Source organism: Mycobacterium sp. (assembly GCF_052144515.1).
GTDB lineage: Bacteria > Actinomycetota > Actinomycetes > Mycobacteriales > Mycobacteriaceae > Mycobacterium.
In genome coordinates this window covers 20,317-32,226 of sequence record NZ_JBKQQD010000521.1, presented here as the reverse complement: position 1 = coordinate 32,226, position 11,910 = coordinate 20,317, and the positions used below count along the sequence as shown (strand labels likewise).

Genomic DNA, 11,910 nt, shown 5'->3' with positions numbered 1-11,910 from the left:
AGCCGACTCGGTCGGAGAACATTCTCGCCTACGGCGACGCTACCGGCATGCCGGGCTTACCCTTGGCTCTCGTGTCCAAACTTTCAACCGGTGCGCGCCGGTTGCTTATCGGCCGGCCGTTTCGCAGCGACCGGCTGAGTCACACGCTACTGCCCAAGCGGATCGCCTTGCCGGTGTTTGCCTCCGATGCGCTGTCGTCGGTGGCCTACGCACCCGAAGAAATCTTTTTGATGCTCTCGGTCGCGGGCGTGGCGGCGTACTCGTTGACACCGTGGATCGGCCTGGCGGTGGCTGCGGTGATGCTCGTCGTGGTTGCCAGCTACCGGCAGAACGTGCATGCTTACCCGTCCGGCGGTGGCGACTACGAGGTGGTCACCACTAACCTGGGCGAAACCGCGGGCCTCACGGTGGCCAGCGCTCTGATGGTGGATTACGTTCTCACCGTTGCCGTTTCGGCGGCGTCGGCAATGTCGAACATCGGCTCGGCGCTTCCTGTTGTGGCCGAAAACAAGCTGTGGTTCTGCGTGGCCGCGATCTTGCTGGTGATGGCGTTGAACCTGCGCGGGATCCGCGAGTCGGGGGCGGCGTTCGCGATCCCGACCTACGCGTTCATCGTCGGCATCGTCATCATGATCGGCTGGGGATTGTTCCGGATCTTTGTGTTGGGCAATCCGCTGCGGGCCGAATCAGCCGGTTTCCAGATGCACGCCGCGCACGGCGGCATCGTCGGCTTCGCGTTGGTGTTCCTGGTGGCCCGGTCGTTCTCCTCGGGCTGCGCGGCGCTGACCGGTGTCGAGGCGATCAGCAACGGGGTGCCGGCGTTTCAGAAACCCAAGTCGCGCAACGCCGCAACGACCCTGCTGATGCTGGGCGCGATCGCGGTGACCCTGCTGATGGGCATCATCGTGCTCGCTGAGCAGATCGGGGTGAAGCTCGTTGAGGATCCCCAAACCCAGCTAAGCGGCGTCCCGGCAGGCTATATGCAGAAGACCTTGGTCACCCAGCTGGCCGAGACGGTATTCGGCAGCTTCCACATCGGGTTCCTGTTGATCGCGACGGTGACCGCTCTCATCTTGGTGCTGGCGGCCAACACCGCGTTCAACGGATTTCCCGTGTTGGGTTCGGTGCTGGCGCAGCACAGTTACCTGCCCCGCCAACTCCATACCCGTGGCGACCGCCTGGCGTTTTCGAATGGAATCCTGTTCCTGTCGGCGGCGGCTCTGTCGTTCATCATCGCGTTCCACGCGGAGGTGACCGCGCTGATCCAGCTCTACATCGTCGGCGTCTTCATATCGTTCACCTTCAGCCAGATCGGCATGGTCCGGCACTGGACCCGGTTGCTGCGCATCGAGACTGATCCCAAGGTGCGGGGCGAGATGATGCGCTCGCGGGTGGTCAACACGGTCGGCTTCGTGGCCACCGGTGCGGTTCTGCTGGTGGTGCTGGTCACCAAATTCCTTGCCGGGGCGTGGATCGCCATCGTCGCGATGGGTTCACTGTTCGTCATCATGAAGCTGATCCGCAAGCACTACGACACCGTCAACCGGGAATTGGCGCAGCAGGAGGCCGCCCAGCACGACGTGGTGCTGCCCAGCCGCAACCACGCGTTGGTCTTGGTATCGAAGTTGCATCTGCCCACATTGCGCGCGCTGGCCTACGCGCGAGCGACCCGACCCGATACCCTCGAGGCCCTCACGGTCAGCGTCGACGACGCGGAAACCCGTGCGCTGGTGCACAAGTGGGAGGACAGCGATATCAGCGTGCCGCTGAAGGTCATCGCCTCGCCCTACCGTGAGATCACCCGTCCGGTACTCGATTACGTCAAACGGGTCAGCAAGGAGTCCAAGCGCACGGTGGTGACGGTGTTCATCCCGGAGTACGTGGTGGGTCATTGGTGGGAGCGGGTGCTGCACAACCAGAGCGCGCTGCGGCTCAAGGGTCGGTTGCTGTTCATGCCCGGGGTGATGGTGACTTCGGTTCCCTGGCAATTGAATTCGTCGGAGCGGGTCAACACGTTTCAGCCGCACGCCGCTCCGGGCGACGCTCGGCGGGGAATATTCGATTGACCTTGGACCAGCAGCTTGCATCCGCGGGTGCGGAATTGACGTTGGACACCGGTGCGCCGGCGAACGGCGGCAGCTGCGTGGCGCACCACGACGGCCGGGTGGTGTTCGTCCGCTACGCGTTGCCCGGCGAACGGGTGCGGGTGCGAGTCACCGCAGATCGCGGGTCTTACTGGCACGCAGAGGTTATCGAGGTGATCGAGCCGTCGGCCGATCGGACGGCGTCCCTGTGCCCGATCGCCGGGGTGGACGGTGCCGGCTGTTGCGACCTGGCGTTCGCTGTCCCGGACGCGGCCCGGGCGCTCAAGGCGCAGGTCGTGGCCAACCAGCTCGAACGGCTCGGCGGATATCGCTGGGACGGCCCGGACACCGGAGCCGAACCGCTTTCGGCTGCCGGCCCCACCGGTTGGCGGACCCGGGTTCGGCTGGATGTCGGGCCGGACCGTCGGCCCGGCTTTCACCGCTACCACAGCGACGAGCTGGTGACCGACCTGCGCTGCGGGCAATTGCCGACCGGAATGCTCGACGGGCTCCCGCAGCCTAGGTCGGCAACCGAGTGGCCGCCGCACGCCCACCTGCACGTTGCGCTCGACGACGACGGCCGCCGCCACGTGGTGCGCAGCGCGCGAGCGGGCAGGCGGACCGCGACCATGGTGGCCGAGGGTGACTACCACGCGGTGCAGCGGGTGGGCCGGCGCAGCTGGCGGGTGCCGGTGACGGCCTTCTGGCAGGCGCACCGGGACGCGGCGGCGGTCTACAGCGCTCTGGTCGTCGACTGGGCACAGCCTGCTGCGGGCATGACCGCGTGGGATCTCTACGGCGGTGTGGGCGTTTTCGCCGCGGCGCTCGGTGAGGCGGTGGGGGAGTCAGGACGGGTGCTGACCGTCGACACTTCGCGCGCCGCGACACGCGCGGCACGGGACGCGCTGGTCGATCTGCCGCACGTGGACGTGGTAACCGATTCCGTGCGGCGGGCGCTGACGGGGCAGCGCGTGAGCGCCTCAAGAGCAGATGTGGCGGTGCTGGATCCGCCGCGCTCGGGCGCCGGGCGCGAGGTTGTCGACCTACTGGCCGCGGCCGGGGTCCCGCGCGTGGTGCACATCGGTTGTGAGGCCGCATCTTTCGCCCGCGATATCGGGCTCTACCGCGGTCACGGTTACACCGTCGAGAAGATCAAGGTCTTCGACGCCTTCCCGCTGACCCATCACACCGAATGCGTCGCGCTGTTGACCCGCACAAGCTAGCTCAAAGCTAGTTAAAAGCTAGCAACTGCCGCCGATGGCGGGAAAAGTGCACATTCCGCCGGACGGGTCGTTAGGTTTTCTCTTCAGGCTTGATGAGGAGGGATCTGGGTGCCGAACTTTTCGGTGTTGCCGCCGGAGGTCAATTCCCTGCACATGTTCGTCGGTGCGGGGTCGGGTCCGATGCTGGCGGCAGCAGCGGCGTGGGACGGGCTGGCGGGCGAGTTGAGCTCGGCGGCAGCCTCCTTCGGTTCGGTGACCTCCGGTCTGGCCGCAGAATCGTGGCAGGGCCCGGCGGCGGCGGCGATGACGAGTGCGGCCGCCCCGTATCTGGGTTGGTTGAACGCGGCGGCGGCCCGGGCCGCGGGAGCGGCTGGTCAGGCCCGGACGGCGGTGGCCGTCTACGAGGCGGCGCTGGCGGCCACGGTGCATCCGGCGGTGGTGGAGGCTAATCGGGCGCAGCTGGTGTCCTTGGTGACCTCAAACCTGTTGGGGCAGAACGCCCCGGCGATCGCGGCGACCGAGGCCCACTATGAGCAGATGTGGGCCCAGGACGTCGCCGCGATGTCCGGCTATCACAGCGGGGCGTCGGCGGTGGCCGCGCAGTTGTCGTTGTCGTCCTGGCAAGCGTCGCTGCAAAGGGTGCCGGGCCTCGCGCTGCCGGCGAACCTGCCGCCGGGCAACACCGGCACCGGCAACCTGGGCGGCGGCAACTTCGGCAACAGCAACGTCGGCAGCGGAAACGTCGGTAACTCCAACGCGGGCAGCGGAAACAGCGGCGACCAAAACCGGGGTAGCGGAAACATCGGCAACTCCAACGTGGGCAGCGGAAACTGGGGCAATCAAAACCTGGGCAGCGGAAACCGCGGCAACAAGAACATCGGATTCGGCAACGCGGGCGCGGGGTTCGGGATGTCCAAGGGCAACTCCAACATCGGCAACGGAAACCTGGGCAACTCGAATTTCGGCAGCGGAAACGTCGGCAGCAACAACGTGGGCTCGGGCAACCTCGGCAGCAACAACATCGGCTTCGGTAACACCGGCTCCTCGAACACGGGCCTGGGCAACTACGGCGACAACAACGTCGGCCTGGGCAACAAGGGAAACGGGGACATCGGCATCGGGCTCACCGGCGACAACAAGGTGGGCATCAATTTCCGTGGCGGTCTGAACTCGGGCAGCGGAAACATCGGCCTGTTCAACTCGGGCAATGACAACGTCGGCTTCTTCAACTCGGGCAACGGGAACTTCGGCATCGGCAACTCGGGTGGCACCGACACCGGCTTGTTCAACTCGGGCCAGGTTGACACGGGCATGTGGAACTCGGGCGGCAACGATACCGGCATCGGGAACTCGGGCAGGGACTCGTTCGCCGAGGGCGGCCTCAACACCGGCTTCGGAAACGGGGGGCTCGCCGACGTGGGCTTTGCCAATGCCGGCACCTATAACGCGGGCAGTTTTAACTCGGGCAGCGAGAACATGGGCAGCTTCAACTCCGGCGTGCTCAACACGGGTGACTTCAACGGCGGCTACGGCAACACGGGTTTCTGGAATTCGGGGTCCACGAACACCGGCACCTTCAGCTCGGGCATCTTGAATACCGGCTTCGGCAGCTCGGCCGACCTAACCGGGCTGGTTTCGAACTCCGGCTTCGGCAACTCGGGCACGGACAATTCGGGTTTCTTCAACTCGGGCATCGGCGGCAGCAACTCGGGTTTCTTCAACTCGGGCATCGGCGGCATCAACGCGGGCTTCTTCAACTCCGGCAGCGGAGGCCTCAACACGGGCATCTTGAATGTGGCAAGCGGCGGCAACAACACGGGCTACGTCAACTTCGGCACCGGCGGCTTCAACGCGGGAATCCTGGACTTCGGGCCCGGCGGCCACAGCGGGGGCGTGTTCACCGCCGGCGCGGCCAACTCGGGCCTGTTCAATTTCGGCAGCCTGAACTCGGGCGCCTTCAACTTCGGTACGAATCGGTCGGGCTTCTTGAACTGGGACCTCGGAGACCTCTGAGGCGGTTAGGCGAGGACGAAGTAGCGCAGCCACAAGTAGGCCGCGGACAGCCCGACCGAGATTGTCGTGACGACCGCGCCTTTGCGGGTGAATTCCCAAAAGGAGATGGGACTGTCCGCCCGCCGGGCGATTCCCAGGATGACGACGTTGGCGCTGGCCCCGACGGCGGTCAGGTTGCCGCCGAGGTCGGTGCCGAGGACAAGGGCCCACCACAGCACCTGCGGGTGGACGTGGCCGGTGATGGTGGGGACCAGATGCGCGACGATCGGCGCCATGGTCGCGGCGTACGGAACGTTGTTGATGACCCCGCTGATCACGAACGACACCGCCAGAATCAGCATCGTCGTGAACAACGCATTGCCACCGGTCGCTTCGGTGGCCAGCCGCGCCAGTTGGTTGACAACGCCGGTCTTCACCAGGGCCCCGACCATGACGAACAGTCCGGCGAAGAACAGCAGTGTTTCCCATTCGACGCTGGACAGGTAATCCGAATGGTCCAGTCCGGAAATCACGATGAGAATGCCGGCACCCACCAGCGCTACGAGCGACGGTTCGATGTGTATCTGTGCGTGGGCGACGAACCCGGCAAGGACCGCCACCAGGACAACGCCGCATTTGATGAGCAGCCCGGGATCGCGGATGGCCTCGCGTTCTTCGAGCGACATGACGTCGGCGACCCGCTCGGGATCCACGTCGAACGCACCGGGAAATAAGCGCGGCAGCAACGCGACGAACGCGGCGATGAGGATGATCACAATCGGCGTCAGATGGATTAGAAAGTCGTTGAAGCTCAGGCCTGCCCGGCTGGCGATGATGATGCTGGGCGGGTCGCCGATCAACGTCGCCGTGCCGCCGATGTTGGACGCGAACGCCTCGGCCATCAAAAACGGCGCCGCACCGATCTCCAGCCGGTCGCAGACCAGCAGGGTAACCGGTGCGATCAGCAATACCGTGGTGACGTTGTCCAGCAAGGCCGACGCGAATGCGGTGACCAGCACCAACAGGATCATGATGCGCAGTGGGGAACCGCGCGCGCGTTTGGCGGCCCAGATCGCGGTGTATTCGAACACCCCGGTCTTGCGCAGCACGCTGACGATGATCATCATGCCCAGCAGCAAAAAGATGACGTCCCAGTCGATTCCGGTGCCGCGGGAGTAGAACACGTCATCCGAATTGATGACCGGCAAGGCGACCATTATCGATGCGCCCGCCAATGCCACCAGTGTCTTGTTGACCCGATCGCCGGCGATCAGCGCGTAGGCGACTACGAACACGACGACCGCGATGACGCTCATCGATGTCCCCGTGAAATCAAGGCTTCAGTGCTTTAGTGCCGCGGCCAGCAAGTGCGATGCCGTGATCACTCCGACCAATGTGCCGTCCTTGACCACCGCCATAAGTGGGCTGCGCAGCCGCGCCATCACCGCGGCCACCTCGATGATGGTGTCATCCGCGTTTGCCGCAGGCACGTTGGTGAGATGGTCCGGGAGCACGTCGCGAACCGTCTTGCCGCCCAGCTTGTCCGCGGCGCGATCGGCCGTGGATTCGTTGAGAACGCCGGCAAGCGAGGGATCGTCTTGGACATATCGGGGCACGATGAATCGGACGACCTGCGAGGCGGGCAGCACCGCGAAAGGTTTTCCCGACGCGTCGGTGACGACGATTCCGGGCAGGCGGTGCTCGGCCAGCAGGCGCGCAGCATCCAGGGCGTCGGAGTCGATGGTCACGACCGGGAAAGCCTCGGCGAGGTCCTCGGCACGCATGTTTCAGAGAATACGTCGAAGGAGGGGGGAGGCCGGGGAGTGCCGGGAGTTTTGCCAGTAGTTATCCGGCGGTGGCTGCGTAGACTGGCCAGATGCTCCAACAGATCCGCGGGCCCGCTGATCTGCAGCACCTTTCCCAGCAGCAGCTACGCGACCTGGCTGACGAGATTCGCCAGTTCCTGATCCACAAGGTCGCCGCCACCGGTGGGCACCTGGGACCCAACCTCGGCGTCGTCGAGCTGACGCTGGCGCTGCACCGGGTGTTCGATTCACCACACGACCCGATCATCTTCGACACCGGTCACCAGGCCTATGTGCACAAGATGCTGACGGGGCGGTGCCAGGACTTCGAAACCCTGCGCAAGAAGGGCGGGCTGTCGGGGTATCCGTCGCGCGCCGAAAGCGAACACGACTGGGTGGAGTCCAGCCACGCCAGCGCGGCGTTGTCCTACGCCGACGGGCTGGCCAAGGCGTTCGAACTGACCGGGCACCGCAACCGGCACGTGGTCGCGGTGGTCGGCGACGGCGCGCTCACCGGCGGCATGTGCTGGGAGGCGCTGAACAATATCGCCGCGTCGCGGCGTCCGGTGATCATCGTGGTCAACGACAACGGCCGCAGCTACGCACCGACGATCGGCGGTGTCGCCGACCACCTGGCCACGCTGCGACTGCAGCCGGCCTACGAGCAGGCGCTGGAGCGGGGCCGCTACGCGGTGCGCGCCATGCCGCTGTTCGGAGAGGCCTTCTACCACTTCCTGCACAGCGTCAAAGCGGGCATCAAGGACTCCCTGTCGCCGCAGCTGCTGTTCACCGATCTCGGCCTGAAGTACGTCGGACCGGTCGACGGCCACGACGAACGCGCGGTGGAGGTCGCGCTGCGCAGGGCGCGCGGCTTCGGGCGCCCGGTGATCGTGCACGTCGTCACCCGCAAGGGCATGGGCTACCCGCCGGCCGAAGCCGACGAGGCCGAGCAGATGCACTCCACGGGGCCGCTCGACCCGGCCACCGGGCAGGCGACCAAGGTGGCGGGCCCGGGCTGGACGGCGACCTTCGCCGACGCGCTCATCGGCCACGCCAAGAAGCGCCGCGACATCGTGGCTATCACCGCCGCGATGCCGGGGCCCACCGGGCTGACGGCATTCGGGAAGCGGTATCCCGATCGGTTGTTCGACGTCGGCATCGCCGAACAGCACGCGGTGACGTCGGCGGCCGGGCTGGCCATGGGCGGGATGCACCCGGTGGTGGCGATCTATTCGACGTTCCTCAACCGGGCGTTCGACCAGATCATGATGGACGTGGCGCTGCACAAGCTGCCCGTCACCCTCGTGCTGGACCGGGCCGGGATCACCGGCAACGACGGTCCCAGCCACAACGGCATGTGGGACCTGTCGATCCTGGGGATCGTGCCCGGCATGCGGGTGGCCGCGCCCCGCGACGCCGTGCGATTGCGCGAGGAGCTCGGTGAGGCGCTCGACGTCAACGACGGCCCGACGGCGATACGGTTCCCCAAAGGCGATGTGGGCGAAGACATTCCGGCCCTGGAGCAGCGCGGGGCGGGCGTCGCGAGGATAGATGTGCTCGCGGTGCCGGGCGGCGGGTTGAACCACGACGTGCTGCTGGTGGCGGTCGGCGCGTTCGCGTCGATGGCGCTGGAGGTGGCCAAGCGGCTGCACAACCAGGGGATCGGCGTGACGGTGATCGACCCACGCTGGGTGTTGCCGGTCTCCGACGCTGTGCGCGAACTGGCGTTGCAGCACAAACTGCTCGTGACGCTGGAGGACAACGGGGTCAACGGCGGCGTGGGCTCAGCGGTGTCCGCCGCGCTGCGCGCAGCGGAGATCGACGTGCCCTGCCGCGACGTCGGGCTGCCGCAGGAGTTCTACGACCACGCCTCGCGCGGTGAGGTGCTGGCCGATTTGGGGCTGACCGACCAGGACGTGGCCCGCCGGATCACCGGCTGGGTGGCGGCTTTGGGGACGTCCGTATCAGAGACCGAGATCAGGGAGCATCTGGATTAGCGGTCGCCGCTTTCGGCGTCCCCCCGGGTGACCGCCGCGGCCAGTACGGGGTCCACGAGTTCGCGTTGCCAGGGCCGCGCCTGCCCGGCGCGCAAAAATGCGTCGACGGCTTCGAGGGTTTGGCCCGCTTGGTCCGCTTGGGCGCCGCCCTCCCAGTCCCAGCACAGGCGCCGCACCAGGTCGGGTGAGATCAGGTTCTCCGTCGGCACCCCCACCCGCTGCGACACCTCCGAGAGTCCCGCCCGGGCCGCCTCCAGCCGCGCGGCGGCCTCCGGCTTGCGCCTGCTCCACCGCGCCGGCGGTGGTGGCCCGTTGGACGGCTCGGCCACGTCGGGCAGTTCTCGGCTTTCCCGGGCCGCTTCCAGCGCCGCCATCCACATTGCGGCGCTGCGTCGCTGGTTGCGCCCACCGAACACGGGCAACGCGACGAGGTCGTCGATCGTCTTGGGGTCGGCAAGGGCGGCGTCGACGATGGCGGTATCCGGCAGCACCCGGCGCGGCGCGATGTCGCGGCGCTGGGCGACGCGGTCGCGCGCGGTCCACAGTTCGCGGACGGCGGCCAGGCTCCGCCGGTCATGCACCCGATGGATCCCCGACGTTCGGCGCCACCGTTCCCGCCGCGCAGCCGGCACAGATGACATAGCCTCCCTGGGGCCCACGATCCGTAGATGTTCGAATTCCTGTGCTGCCCAATCGGTTTTGCCTTGCTCGGCCAGGATCTGCGAGATCGCCGCCCGCAGTTCGATGAGCAGTTCCACGTCCAGTGCCGCGTAGTTGAGCCATTCCGCGGGCAGCGGGCGCTTGGACCAGTCGGCCGCGCCGTGGCCCTTGGCCAACCCGAACCCCAGCAGCAGCTGCACCATGGTCGCCAGGTTCACCCGCTCGAACCCGGCCAGGCGCCCGGCAAGCTCGGTGTCGTACAGCGCGGGCGGGCGCATGCCGACCTCCGCCAGGCAGGGCAGGTCCTGATCGGCGGAGTGCAGGATCCATTCGTCCGTGCTGAGCACCTCGGCCACCGGCCGCAGTGCGGTCAGCGGGTCAGCGCCGTGGCTGACCGGATCGATGAGCACGGTGCCGGCGTCGGCGCGCCGGATCTGGATCAGGTAGGCCCGGTTGGAGTAGCGGAAACCCGATGCTCGCTCGGCATCCACCGCAAACGGTCCGTGCCCGCGATCCAGCAGCGCCGCGGCCGCCGCGATCTGGCTGACGGTCACCGAGAGATCAGGAATCCCGTTGGCCGGGTGCAGTAGCGGGGTGTGGTCGGGCTCGGTGCCGCCGGACCCTTCGGCCGCCGCTTCGCACATGTCAGGCGCGTGACCGTGAGCCCAGGTCGGCGACCCCGGCCGGTGGTAGACCCGCCGCGTGCTCCAGCACCTCGCAGAACGCCTCGACATGGACGCCGACCTCAGGGGTGGTCGCCGTCCACGATGCCCGCAGCTCCAGCTGGTGGGCGCGCGGCGGCCCGGAGATGTCGCCGTACCGTACCGATGTGGTGGCGGTGACGGTGCCGCCCAAAGCGGTGACTTGCTCGAGGCGAGATCCCAGCGCGTCGGCCAGCCAGCTCCACGCCACCTCCGGCAGCAGCGGGTCGATGGCCTCGCTGGAGTCCAGGTCGGCCTGGATGTAGGCGACCAGGCGCATCGTGCCGTCCCAGGCGTCCGAGCCGTCCGGGTCGTACAACAGGATCAGCCGACCGAACGCGTCACCCTCGGAGCGCTCGGGGACGATGTCCAGGTCGGGGTGTTTGACCTCGGCGCCCAGCGCGTAGCTGTACGGCGCCAGTCGCTGCGGCGGCCGGATCGGGCCGAGTTCGATTTCCGGCCGCACGGTCACGGCGTTCATCGCCGCGACCGCCTCGCGGAAGGGGGCCGGTTCGGCAGACGTCACAGCTTTCGACGGTAGACCTATCGGCCGACCGGCGTCGAAAGGCGCGCCGTGCCGTGCTACACAGCTTCAGGCGTCGGTGCCCCCAGCAAACCGCGCCGGACGCTTCTCGCGATGCGCAGCCAGCCCTTCGGCCACGTCGGGGCCGCTGAATCCGAGGAACTCCAGGCCCAGCGACGTTTCGAAGGCGGGCTCGAACATGCGGTACCAGTAGTTGAGGCTGTGCTTGGTCCAGCGGATCGCGTTTTGGGCGCCGAGCGCCAGGTTCTCGGCGAGGCGGGTCGCGGTGGCCAGGACGTCGTCGTCGTCGACGCAGGTGGAGACCAGGCCGATGCGCTCGGCTTCCTCGCCGGACAGCGTCTCGCAGGTAAGAAGGTAGTACTTGGCCTTGGCCATGCCGACCAGCAACGGCCAGCAAATCGCGGCGTGGTCACCCGCGGCCACCCCGAGTTTGGTGTGCCCGTCGATGATCTTCGCGGTCCGGCCGGCGACCGAGATGTCCGCGAGCAGCGCCACCACCAGGCCCGCGCCGACGGCCGGGCCCCGGATCGCCGAGACCATCGGCTTGTCGAAGTTGACCAGGTTGAGCACCAGATCGCGGGCCTCGCGCATGATGCGGATCCGGCCTTCGTAGTCGTTGATGGTCTCTTCGATCAGGTCGAAGCTGCCGCCGGAGGAAAACGCCTTGCCTTCACCGCGGACCAGGACGACACGCACGTCAGGGTCGCGATCGATCACCGGCCAGATGTCGGCGAGGTCCCGGTGCATTTGCGGCCCGACGGAGTTCAGCCCGGGGGCGTCCAGAACCAGATTGAGCACGCCGTTATCGCTGGGTTCGCAGCGGAGGCTGGGGAAGTCGTCATAGACCGGCTTCGGCATTTTCTAAGCGCTCCTGGTGGTCTCTAAACGTCATGGCAGCATTGAG

General features: G+C 67.0%; 9 protein-coding genes. 4 read left to right on the top strand and 5 right to left on the bottom strand.

Translation table 11 applies throughout. From position 1 onward, the window contains the following. The first annotated feature begins 71 nt into the window (after positions 1–71). The 3 genes from ACLP9N_RS35510 (at position 72) to ACLP9N_RS35500 (ending at position 5,320) form a co-directional block, all read left to right on the top strand. Positions 72–2,066: an APC family permease gene (locus ACLP9N_RS35510; RefSeq protein WP_442411787.1), complete on the top strand. Its 1,995-nt coding sequence runs from the start codon at positions 72–74 to the stop codon at positions 2,064–2,066. Between the two features lie 2 nt (positions 2,067–2,068). Further along, the gene (locus ACLP9N_RS35505; protein WP_442411829.1) at positions 2,069–3,307 is read left to right on the top strand and encodes a class I SAM-dependent RNA methyltransferase; all 1,239 of its coding nucleotides are present in this window, start codon (positions 2,069–2,071) and stop codon (positions 3,305–3,307) included. Positions 3,308–3,460: 153 nt separating this feature from the next. Continuing rightward, positions 3,461–5,320, top strand: coding sequence for a PPE family protein (locus ACLP9N_RS35500; protein ID WP_442411828.1), 1,860 nt, complete (start codon positions 3,461–3,463; stop codon positions 5,318–5,320). 5 nt (positions 5,321–5,325) lie between these two features. Here the strand turns inward: ACLP9N_RS35500 and ACLP9N_RS35495 are convergent, their stop codons facing one another. Both ACLP9N_RS35495 and ACLP9N_RS35490 read right to left on the bottom strand, forming a co-directional pair. Beyond that, positions 5,326–6,615, bottom strand: coding sequence for an SLC13 family permease (locus tag ACLP9N_RS35495; protein ID WP_442411786.1), 1,290 nt, complete (start codon positions 6,613–6,615; stop codon positions 5,326–5,328). A 24-nt stretch (positions 6,616–6,639) separates the two neighbouring features. Continuing rightward, positions 6,640–7,083 carry a CBS domain-containing protein gene (locus tag ACLP9N_RS35490; RefSeq protein ID WP_442411785.1) on the bottom strand — a complete coding sequence of 148 codons (444 nt, stop codon included), beginning with the start codon at positions 7,081–7,083 and terminating at the stop codon, positions 6,640–6,642. Positions 7,084–7,175: 92 nt separating this feature from the next. On the opposite strand from ACLP9N_RS35490, the gene dxs reads away from it, so the two are divergent. Then, on the top strand, positions 7,176–9,101 hold the full coding sequence (gene dxs / locus ACLP9N_RS35485) for a 1-deoxy-D-xylulose-5-phosphate synthase (protein ID WP_442411784.1): 1,926 nt from the start codon (positions 7,176–7,178) through the stop codon (positions 9,099–9,101). Here the strand turns inward: dxs and ACLP9N_RS35480 are convergent. The 3 genes from ACLP9N_RS35480 to ACLP9N_RS35470 form a co-directional block, all read right to left on the bottom strand. After that, on the bottom strand, positions 9,098–10,405 hold the full coding sequence (locus ACLP9N_RS35480) for an HRDC domain-containing protein (RefSeq protein WP_442411783.1): 1,308 nt from the start codon (positions 10,403–10,405) through the stop codon (positions 9,098–9,100). The genes dxs and ACLP9N_RS35480 overlap by 4 nt on opposite strands. A gap of 1 nt (position 10,406) precedes the next feature. Beyond that, positions 10,407–10,943 (bottom strand): DUF3000 domain-containing protein, encoded by a 537-nt coding sequence (locus ACLP9N_RS35475; protein ID WP_442411827.1) that lies wholly within the window; start codon positions 10,941–10,943, stop codon positions 10,407–10,409. 111 nt (positions 10,944–11,054) lie between these two features. Continuing rightward, complete coding sequence (locus ACLP9N_RS35470; RefSeq protein WP_442411782.1) at positions 11,055–11,864, bottom strand: enoyl-CoA hydratase/isomerase family protein; 810 nt, start codon at positions 11,862–11,864, stop codon at positions 11,055–11,057. Between the last annotated feature and the right edge of the window lie 46 nt (positions 11,865–11,910).